General features: G+C 72.1%; 14 protein-coding genes. 9 read left to right on the plus strand and 5 right to left on the minus strand.

All coding sequences use genetic code 11. From position 1 onward, the window contains the following. The first annotated feature begins 360 nt into the window (after nucleotides 1–360). The 4 genes from ACZ43N_RS22720 to ACZ43N_RS22735 are packed head-to-tail and all read left to right on the plus strand — an operon-like array spanning nucleotide 361 to nucleotide 6,779. Nucleotides 361–1,206 carry a glycosyltransferase family 2 protein gene (locus ACZ43N_RS22720; protein ID WP_468099830.1) on the plus strand — a complete coding sequence of 282 codons (846 nt, stop codon included), beginning with the start codon at nucleotides 361–363 and terminating at the stop codon, nucleotides 1,204–1,206. After that, a complete protein-coding gene (locus ACZ43N_RS22725) occupies nucleotides 1,203–2,207 on the plus strand; it encodes a glycosyltransferase family 2 protein (RefSeq protein WP_468099832.1) in 1,005 nt (334 codons plus the stop codon). The genes ACZ43N_RS22720 and ACZ43N_RS22725 overlap by 4 nt, the downstream gene beginning before the upstream one ends. After that, nucleotides 2,204–3,001 (plus strand): polysaccharide deacetylase family protein, encoded by a 798-nt coding sequence (locus ACZ43N_RS22730; RefSeq protein ID WP_468099834.1) that lies wholly within the window; start codon nucleotides 2,204–2,206, stop codon nucleotides 2,999–3,001. Before ACZ43N_RS22725 ends, ACZ43N_RS22730 begins: the two co-directional genes overlap by 4 nt. Then, nucleotides 2,994–6,779, plus strand: coding sequence for a lipopolysaccharide biosynthesis protein (locus ACZ43N_RS22735; protein ID WP_468099835.1), 3,786 nt, complete (start codon nucleotides 2,994–2,996; stop codon nucleotides 6,777–6,779). Before ACZ43N_RS22730 ends, ACZ43N_RS22735 begins: the two co-directional genes overlap by 8 nt. 15 nt (nucleotides 6,780–6,794) lie before the next feature. Here the strand turns inward: ACZ43N_RS22735 and ACZ43N_RS22740 are convergent, their stop codons facing one another. Further along, complete coding sequence (locus tag ACZ43N_RS22740) at nucleotides 6,795–8,210, minus strand: GH39 family glycosyl hydrolase (protein WP_468099956.1); 1,416 nt, start codon at nucleotides 8,208–8,210, stop codon at nucleotides 6,795–6,797. A gap of 204 nt (nucleotides 8,211–8,414) precedes the next feature. Between ACZ43N_RS22740 and ACZ43N_RS22745 the strand changes: the two genes are divergently transcribed. Together ACZ43N_RS22745 and ACZ43N_RS22750 are read left to right on the plus strand one after the other, a co-directional pair. Further along, nucleotides 8,415–9,509 carry a DUF5925 domain-containing protein gene (locus ACZ43N_RS22745; RefSeq protein WP_468099837.1) on the plus strand — a complete coding sequence of 365 codons (1,095 nt, stop codon included), beginning with the start codon at nucleotides 8,415–8,417 and terminating at the stop codon, nucleotides 9,507–9,509. A gap of 83 nt (nucleotides 9,510–9,592) precedes the next feature. Continuing rightward, nucleotides 9,593–10,360, plus strand: coding sequence for a DUF72 domain-containing protein (locus tag ACZ43N_RS22750; protein WP_468099839.1), 768 nt, complete (start codon nucleotides 9,593–9,595; stop codon nucleotides 10,358–10,360). Between the two features lie 55 nt (nucleotides 10,361–10,415). Here the strand turns inward: ACZ43N_RS22750 and ACZ43N_RS22755 are convergent, their stop codons facing one another. Next, complete coding sequence (locus ACZ43N_RS22755) at nucleotides 10,416–10,784, minus strand: GntR family transcriptional regulator (RefSeq protein WP_468099841.1); 369 nt, start codon at nucleotides 10,782–10,784, stop codon at nucleotides 10,416–10,418. A 95-nt stretch (nucleotides 10,785–10,879) separates the two neighbouring features. On the opposite strand from ACZ43N_RS22755, the gene ACZ43N_RS22760 reads away from it, so the two are divergent. After that, nucleotides 10,880–11,809: a GNAT family N-acetyltransferase gene (locus tag ACZ43N_RS22760; protein WP_468099843.1), complete on the plus strand. Its 930-nt coding sequence runs from the start codon at nucleotides 10,880–10,882 to the stop codon at nucleotides 11,807–11,809. Next, entirely contained in the window at nucleotides 11,790–12,299 is a 510-nt protein-coding gene (locus tag ACZ43N_RS22765; RefSeq protein ID WP_468099845.1) for a ribonuclease FAU-1 family protein, read from the plus strand. The genes ACZ43N_RS22760 and ACZ43N_RS22765 overlap by 20 nt, the downstream gene beginning before the upstream one ends. 61 nt (nucleotides 12,300–12,360) lie before the next feature. Here the strand turns inward: ACZ43N_RS22765 and ACZ43N_RS22770 are convergent, their stop codons facing one another. Beyond that, nucleotides 12,361–13,020: a class I SAM-dependent methyltransferase gene (locus tag ACZ43N_RS22770; RefSeq protein ID WP_468099847.1), complete on the minus strand. Its 660-nt coding sequence runs from the start codon at nucleotides 13,018–13,020 to the stop codon at nucleotides 12,361–12,363. 137 nt (nucleotides 13,021–13,157) lie between these two features. Between ACZ43N_RS22770 and ACZ43N_RS22775 the strand changes: the two genes are divergently transcribed. Next, nucleotides 13,158–13,292, plus strand: a complete 135-nt coding sequence (locus tag ACZ43N_RS22775; RefSeq protein WP_258193464.1) for a hypothetical protein — start codon at nucleotides 13,158–13,160, stop codon at nucleotides 13,290–13,292. A 16-nt stretch (nucleotides 13,293–13,308) separates the two neighbouring features. Here ACZ43N_RS22775 and ACZ43N_RS22780 read toward each other — a convergent pair whose 3' ends face one another. Next, nucleotides 13,309–13,770, minus strand: a complete 462-nt coding sequence (locus ACZ43N_RS22780) for a GNAT family N-acetyltransferase (protein WP_468099849.1) — start codon at nucleotides 13,768–13,770, stop codon at nucleotides 13,309–13,311. Further along, nucleotides 13,767–14,537, minus strand: coding sequence for a dienelactone hydrolase family protein (locus ACZ43N_RS22785; RefSeq protein WP_468099851.1), 771 nt, complete (start codon nucleotides 14,535–14,537; stop codon nucleotides 13,767–13,769). The genes ACZ43N_RS22780 and ACZ43N_RS22785 overlap by 4 nt, the downstream gene beginning before the upstream one ends. Nucleotides 14,538–14,634: the final 97 nt, after the last annotated feature.

Raw genomic sequence — 14,634 nt, forward strand, 5'->3', positions numbered from 1 at the left:
GTGAGGCCTCGCAGTAGGTCTTGCCATACGGGCTCAATCATCAATACCGTCGTACATCCACCCGCATCGGTCCGTCGGTGGTCGCTCCAAGGGGAGGGCTCGAGGGGCGAGACGGTCCCGGCGCGGGGCGCGGTAGGGGGGTGCCGTGCTCGGTGACCGCACCGGTCGCCGAGTCGTGCCGCGCGACCGACTGCCGAGTCGCGACAGTCGGCCAGCTTTGCCAGCTCACCCTGTCATGCACCAAGGGGTCGATACGGAGATCGATGTCGCGTGCCATGGGTGAGAACCCCCCTTTCGAACCGGACACATAGCCGGACCGCCCAGGGGCGGGCGGTCCGCCGGACGAGAGGGACCAGACTCATGAGCTCAGTTCTGCGCCCGCGGATATCCGATACCGACACGGCCGACGACCCGGATCCGACCCTCGCGGTCGCCCCCGGCAAGTACCGGCCGGTCTCCACCCACCTGGCCATCGCACCGCCGGTGAGCGTGGTGATCCCCGCCATGAACGAGGCGGAGAACCTCCCGTACGTCTTCAAGACACTGCCGGGCTGGATCCACGAAGTGGTCCTCGTCGACGGCAACTCCACCGACAACACCGTCGAGGTGGCCCGCGACGTGTGGCCCGACGTCAAGGTCGTGCCGCAGCAGGGCAAGGGCAAGGGAGACGCCCTGATCACCGGGTTCGAGGCGTGCACCGGCGACATCATCGTGATGGTCGACGCGGACGGCTCGGCCGACGGCCACGAGATCCTGTCATACGTCTCCGCCCTGGTCTCGGGCGCGGACTTCGCCAAGGGGTCGCGCTTCGCCAACGGCGGCGGCACCGACGACATGACGCTGATCCGCAAGTTCGGCAACTGGGTGCTGTGCACCGTCGTCAACCGCAAGTTCGGCGCCCGCTACACCGACCTCTGCTACGGCTACAACGCGTTCTGGCGGCACTGCCTGGACAAGATCGACCTTGACTGCACCGGTTTCGAGGTCGAGACCCTGATGAACATCCGGGTCGTCAAGGCCGGTCTGAAAGTCCAGGAGATACCGAGCCACGAGTACCTGCGCATCCACGGGGCGAGCAATCTGCGGGCCGTTCGCGACGGGCTGCGGGTGCTGAGGGTGATCCTCAGCGAGCGTTCCAACCGGCGTGTGCTGCGCCGCCGTACGCACACGACGATGCTCGTCCCGGGCCGAGGAGAGGCGTCTTGAACGGACCGGCCGTCTCGGTCGTGATCTGTGCGTACACCGAGGACCGCTGGGAGGACATCCTCGCGGCGGTCGCCTCGGTCCGCGCGCAGTCCCGGCCGGCCCTGGAGACGCTCCTGGTGGTGGACCACAACGAGGCCCTGCTGGAGCGTCTGACCAGGGAGTACAAGGAGACCGGCGACGTCCGGGCACTCGCCAACGCGGGCCCCCGCGGGCTGTCCGCCGGCCGCAACACGGGCATCGCCGCCTCGTACGGCGAGATCATCGCCTTCCTCGACGACGACGCCGTCGCCGAGCGCGACTGGCTGCGCTACTTCGTCGAGGGCTACGCCGACCCCCACGTCATGGCGGTCGGCGGCCGTACGGTGCCCGTCTGGGCCTCCGGCCGCCGCCCGGCCTGGTTCCCGGAGGAGTTCGACTGGGTCGTCGGCTGCGCCTACAAGGGGCTGCCCGGCGGTGTCGCCCGGGTGCGCAATGTGCTCGGCGGCAACGCCTCGTTCCGTCGCGGCGCCTTCGACGCGGCCGGGGGCTTTGCCACCGGGATCGGCCGCGACGGGGACAAACGCCCCCTCGGCTGCGAGGAGACGGAGCTGTGCATCCGGCTCACCCGCGCCAGGCCGGACGCGGTCCTGCTGCTGGACGACCGGGCGGTGATCCACCACCGGGTGCCCGACGCGCGCGAGCGCTTCGGGTACTTCCGCACCCGCACCTACGCCGAGGGCCTGTCGAAGGCACTGGTCGCCCGGAGCGTCGGCGCCGGAAAGGGCCTGGAGTCGGAGCGCCGCTACACCACGCGCGTCCTGCCCGCCGGGGTGGCCCGCGGACTGCGCGACGCGCTGCTCGGCCGCCAGGGAGGCGCGTACCGTGCCGGTGCCATCGTCGCGGGAGTCGCGGCGGCGGCCGGTGGGTACGTCGTCGGGAACGTCCGGGCCCGCAGGGGCGACGTCACGTTCTCCGTCGGTGAGATCCCGGGCGGCAGAGGGGGCGAGGGGGATTCGTCATGACGGAGGACGCCGTACCGGTCCTGATGTACCACGCGGTCGCCACCGCGCCCAACGACGCCACCCGCGCGCTGTCCGTGACCCCGGAGGCGTTCGCGGAACAGATGGCGGTGATCGGGGCCCTGGGTCTCACCCCCGTCGACACGGCCACCCTGGCGGCCGGTTGGCGTTCAGGTCGCCCGCTGCCCGCCCGGCCCGTGCTGATCACCTTCGACGACGGCTACGAGGGCGTGCACCGCCATGCCCTGCCCGTCCTCGCCGAGCACGGCTACCCGGCCTCCCTGTTCGTCTCCACGGCCTGGATCAAGGGCCCGTACGCCGACGGCGGCGCCCTCGACACCATGCTCGACTGGGCCCAGGTGCGCGAACTCGCCGACCACGGCGTGGAGATCGGCGGACACAGCCACACCCATCCCCAGCTCGACATGCTGGACGAGCACCGGCTCCGGTCCGAGCTGCGGCGCTGCCGGGGCATCGTCGCCGACGAACTGGGCGCCCCGCCCGTTTCGTTCGCCTACCCGTACGGCTACTCCAGCCGCCGGGTGCGGGTCGCGGTGCGGGAGACGGGCTTCGCCCAGGCGCTCGCCGTCGGCAACGCGCTCGCCCGGCGCCGGCAGGGCCCGTACGCGCTGCGGCGGGTCACCGTGCGGCGCTCCACCGGGGCCGCGGAGTTCGAACGGCTGGTCGAGGGCCGCGCCATCGCCCGCGGCTTCGCCCGCGACCGCGCCCTCACCAAGGGGTACGCCATGGTCCGAAGAGCACGACAGGTGGGAAAGGCCATCCGTTCCCGTGTCTGACACGACGACCACCACGGCCGGGCAGGCCGCCACCGGCACGACGGAGACCACCGGGCAGCGGTCCGGCTCCGGCCGCCGGCTGCGGCTGCCCGGCCTCGCCGGGGCGGCGGGTGACAACCAGCTCTTCCGCAACGCCTACGCCCTGATGCTGAACACCGGTATCTCGGCCGTACTCGGCCTCGGCTTCTGGCTGGCCGCCGCCCGCTACTACACCGAGGCGGCGGTCGGCCAGGGCTCCGCGGCGATCGCCGCGATGAAGCTCCTGGCGGGGCTGACCGCGCTGACGCTGACGGGTGCCCTGGCCCGGTTCATCCCGGTCGCGGGACCCGGCACGGGACGGCTGGTCCTGCGTACGTACGCGGGCAGTTCGGTGGTCGTGGCGCTCGCGGCCGGGGCCTTCCTGCTGACGCTCGGACTGTGGGGGTCCTCGTACCGCTTCCTGCACGACCCGGTGAACGCCGTGTTCTTCGTGCTCGCGGTGGTCGCCTGGTCGCTGCTGACCCTTCAGGACGGGGTGCTGACCGGGCTGCGCAGCGCCCTGTGGGTGCCCGTCGGCAACACCGTGTTCTCCGCGGTGAAGCTGGTGCTGCTGGTGGTGTTCGCCGCGGCGATCCCGACCATGGGCGTGTTCGTGTCCTGGGTCGCGGCGATCGCGGTGTCCGTGCTGCCGCTGGGCTGGCTGGTGTTCCGGCGGCTCGTCCCCCGGCATGTGAAGTCGACCGGGGGCCAGGCCCGCCCGCCGTCGCTGCGGGAGATCGGCCGCTTCCTCGCCGGCGACTACACCGGCTCGCTGTTCTCCCTCGCGGTGGTCTACCTGGTGCCGGTGATCGTCGCCGCCCAGGTCGGCGCCGCCGACAACGCGTACTTCTACATCACCACCACCATCGGCGGCACGGTCAACCTCCTCGCCATCAACATGGGTGCCTCACTGACCGTCGAGGGCGCGCACGATCCGGCGCGGCTGGCCGCGAACACCCGGGCCGCGCTGCGGCGGATGGCCCGGATCATGCTGCCGGTGTGCGCGGTGCTGTTCCTCGGGGCGCCGTGGATCCTCGCCGTGTTCGGCCAGGGCTACGCGGACGCGGCGACCGGGCTGCTGCGCTGGTTCGCGGTCGGCGCCGTGCTGCGGGTCGTGATGGAGACGTACTTCGCGGTGCTGCGCGCCCAGAGCCGTACCGCCGGACTCGCCTGGCTCCAGGGCCTGCTGTGCGCCCTGGTCCTCGGACTGACGCTGCTGCTGCTCCCCCGCATGGGCCTGACCGGCGCGGGCGTCGCCGAGATATCCAGCCTCGCGGTGATCGTGCTGATCGCCGCGCCCAGGCTCCACCGGATCGTCCGGACGGCGCCGCCCGCCGCGGTCCCCGAGGACGCGGCACCGGACGGCGACCTCGCCGACCTGGGCCGGGTGGCGTCCATCGCCAAGAGGCAGAACGGCGCCCGGTCCCGGCGGCCCGACTCCGACACCCTCGCCCTCGGCCTCCACCTCGACTTCGACCACATGGAACGCCGACCCGACGTACGCCCCGGCCCGGGAACCCCGCCCACCGGAACCCCCCGTGCCCGCAGGGACCACCGGCCTGCCTGGGCCCAGGACCGGCCCACCCGACCGCTCAACCTCAACCGGCCACCGGTGCTCGGACTGCCCGTGGACAGAGGGCTCCTCCCGTTCGAGGAGACCGAGGGCGCCGTACGGGAAGCGGCCGCGTCGCCGTCCGCCCTGTCCCCGGCACCGTCCGAGCCCCTCCGGGAACGGCTGCCGCGCCCCACCCTCGCCGGTGTGGTCCTCGGCTGCCTCCTGATCGCGGCACTGCTGCTGTACTGGGTGCCCGCTTCGACGCTGGACGACTCCGCCCTGGACGACATGGACGGGCTCGGCCTGATCTCCGTGCTGCCCCTGCCGACGCTGGCCGGGACGGCGCTGCTGGCCACCGTGTTCGCCTCGCTGCTGTGGCTCCGCCGCGAGCACCGGGGTCTGCTGCTGGTCACCCTGCTGGCCACGGTGGTGTCCCTGCACGCGCTGCCCGCCGTGATCGAGGCCGAGCCCCGTTTCGCGACGGCCTGGCAGCACCTCGGCTTCATCGACCACATCGACCGCACCGGCTCGGCGGTCCCCGACCTGGACGCCCGCTGGAGCTGGCCGGGCTTCTTCGCGGCGGCCGCGTTCGTGGCGAAGGCCTGCGGGGTCAGCGACTTCACGGAGATCATCCGCTGGTGGCCCCCCACCATGCAGTTGCTGTACCTGGCCCCGATGTTCCTCCTCGCCCGCCATGTGCGCGCGGGCTGGCGCGCCAGGTGGACGGGCGTGTGGATCTTCGTGCTGAGCGGCTGGGTGGGCCAGGACTACTTCTCCCCCCAGGGCTTCACCTACCTCCTCTATCTGGCCTTCGTGGCGATCCTCCTCGTCTGGTTCCGCGCCCCACGCATGCTGTGGGCCAGGGTGCGGCCGGGCGAGGCCGAGGTGGAACCGACCGACCGCCGGCAGCGCGCGGTCCTGCTGGTGGTCCTCATCGCGCTGTACGCGGCGACCGTCCCGGCCCACCAGCTCACCCCGTTCGTGATGCTGGGCGTCCTCGCCGTACTCGTCCTGATCGGCCGCTGCGAACTGCGCGGCCTGCCCATCCTGTTCGCCGTCCTGGTCGCCGTCTGGGTGGGCTTCCTCGCCGAGCCGTACTGGTCGGGCCACTTCGACGAGCTCTTCGGCGGCGTCGGCGGCGTGGGCGGAAACGTCACGTCCTCGGTCTCCGGCCGTATCGGCGAGGGAAGCTCCACGCACAAACTCGTGCTGTACGCGCGCGTGGCCCTCGCCGGCCTGGTCATGCTCCTGGCCTGCTTCGGCTTCTGGCGCCGCCACTCGAACAGGTACCGCGAACGCTCCCTGCTCGTCCTGACCTTCGTGCCGTTCCTCGGCTTCGGCATGCAGTCGTACGGCGGCGAGATGGCCCTGCGGGTCTTCATGTTCGCCCTGCCGGGCGCCGCCCTGCTCGCCGCCCTCGCCCTGTTCCCGCGCTCCGGGGCCACCGGCGAGGAACGCGGCAAGGACCGGCGGAGCCTCGCCCCGCCGGCCGCCCTCCTGGCGGGCCTCGTCCTCATCGGCGGCTTCCTGGTGGCCCGCTGGGGCAACGAACCCTTCGAGCGCGTCCGCACCGGCGAGGTCGCGGCCATGGAGTACGTGTACGCCCACGACGACCCCACCGTACGGCTGCTCTGGCTCAGCGACGACCCGGTCAACTCCGTGACGCCCGCCCTGCCATGGGGCGCCCGGGACATGGAGAAGGTCGAGTACGTGCCGACGCTCGCACCGGTCGACCCGGTCCTGGTGTCGGGCCTGGTCAAGTCGCTCAAGGACGCGGGCCCCAACTCGTACCTCATCGTCAACCGCGGCCAGGTCACGTCCCTCCGGCTGGACTCCGGCTACCCCGCGAACTGGGAGTCCCGTCTCATCCGCGGCCTCGACCAACGCAGGGAACTCAAGGAGGTCTTCGCCAACGACGACGCGACGATCTTCGCCCTGCGCGGCAAGTCCGGTAAGGCCCCCGCGCCCGATCCGGGCCCGATCGGCCCGCAGGTGACCTGGACCCCGTGGTCGGTGGTCGGCGGTCTGGCGGCGGTCGCCCTGATCGTGCTGCTGACCGCCCGCGAGGTCGTACGCGTCGCGACCCGCCCGAGCGTCCGCCAGCTCCGCCGGCTCCAGGGCAGCTTCTGGTTCAGCCTGCCGCTGCTGGCGCTGCTGCTGGCATCCCTGGTGCAGAGGTTCCTGACGATGGGAAGCTCCCCGTAGGGACGTCGGGCGGGGTCACCTCTTGAGCCACCTCACCTCGTAGGCCCCCATCTCGAACCGCCGCCCGTCGATCTTCGCGCTGATCCCCCGATCGAGGGTGTTCACCACGAGCACGGCGTCGTCATCGGCCAGCACCCGCACGTTCGGCCTGTCATCCGCGGCCACCGACACCGTCTCGTACGTCGTGCCCGGCGGGAACTCCGCACCGAACCGGGACAACACGTCGTACATGGGCAGCGCCCTGCCGCCGTCGCCCGTGTCGGTCGGCGTCCACAGGCATCCGGGGCACTCCCCGCTCCGCTCCTCCGGATTCCAGTAGAACCCGGAGGTCGCACCGCCCTTCGCCATGCCGATCAGCCCGGCGGCCTGGACGGCGACCCGCCGGGTCTCGGACCAGCCGCGGCGGTCGTCGTTCGCGTCGGCGGGCTCCACGTAGTACTCGGCCCACCACAACGGCAGGCCCGGGGCACGCTCCCGCACCCACTCGCCCACCGCCGTGAACTTCTCCGTGGCCGCGAACTCGTCCGGCAGCAGCTCGTCGTCCTGGGTGTAGCTGGACCCGTCGACGACCACGAAGTCCGCGCCCGCCCTGTTCTTGTTCCAGTAGTCGAAGGCGTCGAGGATCCGCTGGTCCATGGCGCCCCAGGGACCCTTCAGGGCTGTCGACGCGTCCTGCTTCTGACGCGGGTCGAGGCTGTCCATGACGAGGTACGGCCCCCCGACCATGATGTCCTTGTCGACCTTTTTCAGAGCCCTGTAGACGAGGTTGTACAGCCGGGTGTAGCCCTCGTAGTCCCAGCGGGCCTCGCTGTTGTTCCAGAAGCCCTTGAACTCGTTCCAGACGATGAAGTGCCGTACGTCCGGGTAGCGCCTGGCGACGGTCGCCGCGAGGTCGGCGTAGTCCTGGAAGTGCTCGGGCTCCGGGGCGGTCTCCAGGGCGGACTGGCTCCAGTCCGTGTTGTCCGCGCCGGACTCGCCGCCCTTCATCCAGTCGGGGGCGCAGCACAGGGTGACGACGGGCGTGCCGCCGGTGGCGCGGACGAAGTCGATGCGCCGGTCCATCTCCTCGAAGTCGTAACGTCCCTCGACCGGTTCGGGGTTGCCGGCGCCCCAGCCCATGATGTGCTGGATCTGCGGCTGGGGCCGCTCGCCGAGGCGCTTCTCGACCCGTGCGACGGCGGCCCCGCTGCCCTGGTCCGCGCTGAACTGGGTGTGGGTGAAGCCCCAGCCGACCTCGGGGCCGATGTCGTCCGGCGGGACGGCGGGCGTGCCGTGCACCTTGTCGCCGTCGGGGGAGGTACCGGCGGTACTGCCCTCGCCGGGAAGCGTGCTGACCAGGGTCACGATCAGGGCCAGAACGGCCGCCCCCACGCCGAGGAGCGCGGTGAGCCGCCACCGCCGGTCCCCCGAATTCCACCCATGCCGTCGCATCATGGGCAACAGTAACGGCGCGTGGCGGCGGTGGGGGAGCTTCCGTCACCGAACTCCCCGGCGGACGGGCCGACCTCGTGCCCGCCGGAGCGCGAGCACGGGGCGGGCGCGCGGCGCACTCGCGGACCGGGGCCGGGACGGACACCACCGACTCACTACGGAAAGCGGATGCACGGGAAGCCCTCCGTGACGGATCATGGCGGCATGTCTGCGAACCCACACGACGCTCTGCCGATCCGGCTCAACGTCGACGACAGCGACTCCCCGTCCGATGTCGTCGACGCGCTGTTCCTCGGCCGCTTCGCGACGGGCGAGCAGCCGTACGCGCACGCGGCGAACATCGACCGGGTGCGGACCGGCGCGACCCTGCTGCCGCCGGGCGCCCGCGTCCTGCGCGTCGCGCGGGACGACGACCGCAGCGCGACCCTCGCCGAGGGAGACGGCTGGACGCTGCTGGTCTCCCGCTGGAACCGGGGCGCGGACGTCACCGTGACGGCGACCACCGCCGAACTCGCGGAGAAGGTGCTGGGCCAGGCCACGGACGGCGCGGCCGACGAGCCCGAACCGCAGCCGGACAACGTGACGATGGGCTTCTGGTACGTCTCGCCGCGCCGGGGCCCGCACCGTACGACGCGCCAGATCTCGGCGGGCACCTGGGAAGAGGTACGGCCCAACTACACCGCCCCGGTGGCGGACGCGATGGACCGCCTGATGAAGACGACCCCCGAGGACATCGCGGGCCGGCTCCTGCTGCTGCACGGCCCGCCCGGCACGGGCAAGACCTCCGCCCTGCGGACGCTGGCCCGCTCCTGGCGGGACTGGTGCCAGGTCGACTGCGTCCTGGACCCCGAGCGGCTCTTCTCCGACGTCGGCTATCTGATGGACATCGCGATCGGCGAGGAGGACGCCACCGGCAAGGGCCGCTGGCGGCTGCTCCTGCTGGAGGACTGCGACGAACTGATCCGCGGCGAGGCCAAGCACACGGCCGGCCAGGCGCTGTCACGTCTGCTGAACCTCACCGACGGCCTCCTCGGCCAGGGCCGCAACGTCCTGGTCGGCGTCACCACCAACGAGGACCTGGAGCGCCTGCACCCCGCTGTCGTCCGCCCCGGCCGCTGTCTCGCCCGGATCGAGGTCGGCCCCCTGACCCGCCAGGAGGCGGTGAACTGGCTCGGCACGGACGAAGGCGTCGGCCGCGACGGCGCCACCCTGGCCGAGCTGTACGCCCTGCGCCGGGGCACCTCGCCCACGTCCCTGCCCGAACCACGGGCCGGGGCGGACGCGGGCCTGTACCTCTAGGGTCTGCCGTCTGGATCACGCCGGCTGCCCGGTGCCGCGGGGCTTTGGGTGTCGGTCCGGCGCCCGGGTGTTTTGATGGAGGTATGACCCTGTTCGTCGGCACGTCGGGGTGGCAGTACAAGGACTGGCGGGGCGCCCTCTACCCGGAGGGCTGCCCCACCCGCCTCTGGCTGGAGGAGTACGCGGCGCACTTCGCCACGGTGGAGAACAACAACGCGTTCTACCGGCTGCCGTCCCGCGAGACCTTCGAGGCCTGGCACGACCGGACCCCGCCGGGCTTCGTCGTCGCGGTGAAGGCGAGCCGCTTCCTGACCCACATCAAACGGCTCAAGGACCCCGAGGAGCCCGTGGAGCGCCTGATGAGCCGCGCCGAGGGCCTCGGCGACCGGCTGGGCCCGATCCTCCTCCAGCTGCCCCCCACCCTCCGCGCCGACCCGCCCCTCCTCGACGCCTGCCTGGCCCGCTTCCCCACCGGCACGCGGGTCGCCGTGGAGCCCCGCCACGAGTCCTGGTGGACCGAAGAGGTACGCCGGGTCCTGGAGGCCCGCTCCGCCGCCCTGTGCTGGGCCGACGTCCGCTCCCGCCCCGCGACACCGCTGTGGCGCACCACCGACTGGGGCTATGTCCGCTTCCACGTCGGCCGCGCCCACACCTGGCCCCACTACGGGCGCCAGGCCCTCACCACCTGGGCCCACCGCATCGCCGCGACCTGGCCCGACAGCGCCGACGTCCACGCCTACTTCAACAACGACCCCCACGCGGCAGCCGTGGTGGACGCCATGACCTTCGCCCGAGCGGCCCGCAGGACAGGCCTGACGGTGACGAGGACCCCGGAGCGGCTTGCCCGTTGACCGCCCTCCGGCCCCCGTCGACCTGGCCGCCGGCCGGAGTCACCCGACCGGCGCCCTACTGCCCGTACACCGCCCGCAGGGCGTCCCGTACCGCTGCCAGGGCCTCCTCCTCGCCGAGGCCGAGGCGTCGCGCCCGCTCCGCGTACCCCGCCGCCGCCGTCGCCGCCTCCTTCTCCGCGGCCGAGCCCGCGGCGGCGACGAACGTGCCGTTGCGCCCCCGCGTCTCGATCACCCCGTCCGTCTCCAGCGCGCGATAGGCCTTGGCGACGGTGTTGGCCGCGAGCCCGAGCTGCTCGGCGAGCCCCCGCACGGTCGGCAGCCGGTACCCCACGGGCAGCGCCCCGGACCGGGCCTGCTCCGAGATCTGGGCGCGCACCTGCTCGTAGGGCGCGCCCCCCTCCACGATGCGAATGTTCAAGGTCACGCGGCGATTGTCCCGTACGCACCGGCCACCGTCCTGGCACGTCCACCGGAAATTCGAAGGCGTCCGGCGACCCGGTCCACGTAGCGTGCGACCACATGACACTGATCGTGCGCGACCTCCGCACCGCGGACCCCGCGGACACCGAGGCCTTCGCCGACGTACGCGGACGCGCCCTCCCCTTCCTGGTCAGCACCCCCGAGGCCCTCCTCCACGAGGCCACGCACGCCGCCCCCGAGGCCCACCGCGGGCATCTGGTGGCCGAGGCGGACGGCGAGGTGATCGGGACCGTACAGCTGGGCCTCGCCCACGACAGCCCCGTACCGGGCCAGGGCCACCTCAACGTGTACGTGCATCCTGAGCGGGTACGCCGGGGCGCGGGCGCCCTCCTGGTGCGCGCCGCCGAGGAGCGGCTCGCGGCCGTGGGGGCGAAGCGGCTGCTCGCATGGGTGCTGGACACCCCGGGCAACCGCGCGTTCGCCGAGCGACGCGGCTACACGGGCAGCAGGTCCGCCCACTTCCTGCGGCTGGACCTCGCGACCGGCACCCTCCCACCACTCCAGGAACCGCCGGACGGCGTCGAACTGCGGACGGTCGCCGACTTCGCCGGCGACCCGCGCCCCCTGTTCGAGCTGGACGCGGAGACCACGGCGGACGAACCGGGCGACGTCGGCGCCGAGTTGGACGACTACGGGCAGTGGCTCGACGAGACCTTCCGCCACCCGCTGCTCGACCACGCGCTGAGCACGGTGGTCGTGGTGGACGGCACACCGGCCGCGTTCACCGCGGCCCGCACGGACGGCCGGACCCGCTATGCCACCGGCATGACGGGTACGGCCCGTGCCTTCCGCGGCCGGGGCCTGGCGAAGCTCGCCAAGAACGACTCCCTGCACCGCGCCCGTGCCGCCGGCTACCGGGAGGCGTTCACCGGCAATGACGCCGGCAACGGGCCGATGATCGCGATCAACAAGTGGTTCGGTTATGAAGTGTGCGCGACGGAGGTGCGCTATGTCCGGGAACTCGGCTGAGCCGATCGAGGAGTTGGACGTCGTCCTGCTGAAGGCGGGCCGTACGAAGATCCGTTATCCCGCGCGGCTGCTGAGCGACGACGGCGTCCGGGTCGTCGTCCGCGCCGACTGGGCGAGCGGTGGCGTGCGGGACTTCGGCTTCGTGCGGTTCGAGCCCGGTGACGTCTTCACCGAGTACTACTGGCGCGACCGGTGGTACGCCGTGAAGGAGGTCCGCGACGCGCGGGGCGCCCTGAAGGGCTGGTACTGCGACATCACCCGTCCCGCCGTACGGTCCGGCGGGGAACTCGTCGTCGAGGACCTCGACCTGGACCTGTGGCGCTCCGCGGACGGCACGGCCGTACTGCGGCTGGACGAGGACGAGTTCGCGCAGAGCGGGCTTTCGACGACCGACCCGGAGGCCGCGGCGGCTGCCCTGGCCGCACTGGACGAGCTGGAACTCCTCGCGAAGGAGGGCGATGGCGCCGACTTCACGGCCCTGCTGAGCTGACCGGGACACGCGACGGCGGCCCCGGGGGGGGGAGGCCGCCCACGCTGTTGTGCCCGGTGAGTCAGAGGTCCGCCAGCACCGCGTACCGCTCGTCCTCGACCTGCTTCCCCCACAGCAGCGAGTCGTCCCCCAGCCAGGCCACCACCGCGTCGGAGACGAGCGGGGCGACGAGCCCGTACAGCCGCTCGGCGGGTATGCCGACCGGGCTGACCGTCCCCCACACCCCCTCGACGAGCACGAGGCGTCCCCCGGGCCGCAGCAGCCCGCACCAGCGGCGCAGGGCACGGGCCGGGTCGGGCAGGGCCCACAGGACGTGCCGGACGAGGACGACGTCGAAACGCTCCTCCCCCAGGGGCGGCGCCGCGGCGTCGCCGGCGAGGAACACGGCGGGCCGCCCGGCGAGTTTGGCGCGGGCACGGGCGACCATGGCCGGGGAGGAGTCCACACCGGTCACCCGGTGCCCCTGCTCGGCCGCGAGGAGTGACAGGCTGCCGGTGCCGCAGCCGAGGTCGAGAACATCGACGGAGGGGCGGGGCAGCCAGTCCCGCAACCGGGCCGCCCAGGCCTCCCGTACGACAGGATCCCGCAGGCCGTGATCCGGTTCGTCGTCGAAAACAGCCGCCTGCGCGTCCCAGTCGACGGGCGGGGGCGGGTCGTTCGGCGCGGGGTTCTTCGTGGTTTCGGGGCTCCGGGAGGTTTCACCGTCGTCGATGTTGGTCATGCCGCCAGAGTGACACCTGCCACTGACAGTCCAGAGGGTGACAGCCGCCACTGACAGAGCACGACCGATGAGTAACGCTCCCGGAAGAGGTCTACCTCCGTGAAATCGCGGAACACGGTAGACGCAAGGAGGCAGCCATGCGCCGTACGACCGTGCAGAAGCCCCTGAGGAAGTCCGACTCCCGCCGGGTGCGGGAAGAAGCCGACGAGCGCCCCGTCGAGCGCCGGGAAGTGCGAAAGGACATCGCGCGCACCTGGTGGCCGGACGGCTGACCCCGCCCCCGGCCCGTCAGCCGAGCCGCTTGCGGTAGTGGATCCTGTCGTAGGGCCCCTCCACCTGCCGCTCCACGACCTCGTATCCGAACTTCGGATAGATCTTCCGGTTCTCCCACATCATCGCGTTCGTGTAGAGCCTGATCTCGGGCAGACCGAGGGCACGCGCGTGCGTGTCCACGAAGTCCAGGAGCCGTCGCCCGACGCCCCGTCCGTGGGCGTCGGGGTGGACGGCGATGACGTCGAGGAACAGGTGGTCGTCGTGTACCTCGACGACCACCAGGCCGGTCACGGGGGCGCCGGTCACGAAGACGCGGCCCGCGGCCACGTTCGCCGCGTGGTCCGCCTCCATGGGCTGCGGTACGACCCCGATGCGTTCGATGTAGGGGCTGAACGCGGCGTCCGTGACCGCCCGCACGGCGTCGACGTCCGCGAGCACCGCCCTTCTGATGCCCTCGCCGACCGTCCCGTCCGTCATGAGCGGGGGCGCGAGAGGGTACGGCCGAGCAGGTCGAGCAGAGCCGTCCAGTGACGTTCCGCCGCCTCGGCGTCGTAGGCGGCGGTGTCGGCCTGGGTGTAGCCGTGGGGGGCGCCCGTGTACACCTCGGTGCGGTGGGTGACGCCCGCCTCGGTGAGGGTCTTGTCGAGCAGTTCGATCTGCTCCGGCGGCATGGACGGGTCGTTGTCGGCGTGTCCGAGGTACACCTCGCCGGTGATCCGGTCCGCCGTCAGGTGTGGGCTGTCCGGGGCGTCGGTCGCCAGTCGGCCCCCGTGGAACCCGGCCACGGCCGCGACCCGCTCAGGGAAGGCGCCCGCGGAGCGCAGGGCAAGGCCGGCGCCCATGCAGTAGCCGGTGATACCGACGGGCCCGTCCGTCGTGTGCGGACTGTCCGCCAGCCACGCGAGGTAGGTCTCCGCGTCCCGCACCGCCAGGTCCGGTGTCAGCGCCAGCATCACCGGGAGGATCCGATCCCACAGCTCCGGGCGCGCACCGGGGTCGATGAAGTCGGGCAGGTCGAAGACCGGGGCGCGTCCACTGCGGTGGAAGGCATTGGGCAGAAGGACCGCGTAGCCGGCCCCGGCCAGCCGGTCGGCCATCGCCCTCAGGTGCGGCCGCAGTCCGAACGCGTCCATGTAGAACAGCACCGCCGGGTGCGGGGCGTCGTCGTCGGGGCGGACGAAGTAGGCGTCGGCGGTGCCGTCCTGGGTGGTGATGTCCACGGTCGTTCCCCGTACGTCGGTCATGGATGCTCCTCTTCCTCACTCCGAACAGTCGTCAACCGGTCATCAACTGTCGTGGACGATCACATTGTTCCGTGTCCGGGTAAGAACGGGATCATCG

It is taken from the genome of Streptomyces sp. NPDC030814, assembly GCF_055572155.1.

What these genes read in the sequence shown, in the direction of transcription:
- ACZ43N_RS22760 (WP_468099843.1), top strand. Translation starts at nt 10,880, where the DNA reads ATGACACTGATCGTGCGCGACCTCCGCACCGCGGACCCCGCGGACACC.
- ACZ43N_RS22785 (WP_468099851.1), bottom strand. Translation starts at nt 14,537, where the DNA reads ATGACCGACGTACGGGGAACGACCGTGGACATCACCACCCAGGACGGC.
- ACZ43N_RS22740 (WP_468099956.1), bottom strand. Translation starts at nt 8,210, where the DNA reads ATGCGACGGCATGGGTGGAATTCGGGGGACCGGCGGTGGCGGCTCACC.
- ACZ43N_RS22765 (WP_468099845.1), top strand. Translation starts at nt 11,790, where the DNA reads ATGTCCGGGAACTCGGCTGAGCCGATCGAGGAGTTGGACGTCGTCCTG.
- ACZ43N_RS22745 (WP_468099837.1), top strand. Translation starts at nt 8,415, where the DNA reads ATGTCTGCGAACCCACACGACGCTCTGCCGATCCGGCTCAACGTCGAC.
- ACZ43N_RS22775 (WP_258193464.1), top strand. Translation starts at nt 13,158, where the DNA reads ATGCGCCGTACGACCGTGCAGAAGCCCCTGAGGAAGTCCGACTCCCGC.
- ACZ43N_RS22750 (WP_468099839.1), top strand. Translation starts at nt 9,593, where the DNA reads ATGACCCTGTTCGTCGGCACGTCGGGGTGGCAGTACAAGGACTGGCGG.
- ACZ43N_RS22770 (WP_468099847.1), bottom strand. Translation starts at nt 13,020, where the DNA reads ATGACCAACATCGACGACGGTGAAACCTCCCGGAGCCCCGAAACCACG.
- ACZ43N_RS22730 (WP_468099834.1), top strand. Translation starts at nt 2,204, where the DNA reads ATGACGGAGGACGCCGTACCGGTCCTGATGTACCACGCGGTCGCCACC.
- ACZ43N_RS22720 (WP_468099830.1), top strand. Translation starts at nt 361, where the DNA reads ATGAGCTCAGTTCTGCGCCCGCGGATATCCGATACCGACACGGCCGAC.
- ACZ43N_RS22780 (WP_468099849.1), bottom strand. Translation starts at nt 13,770, where the DNA reads ATGACGGACGGGACGGTCGGCGAGGGCATCAGAAGGGCGGTGCTCGCG.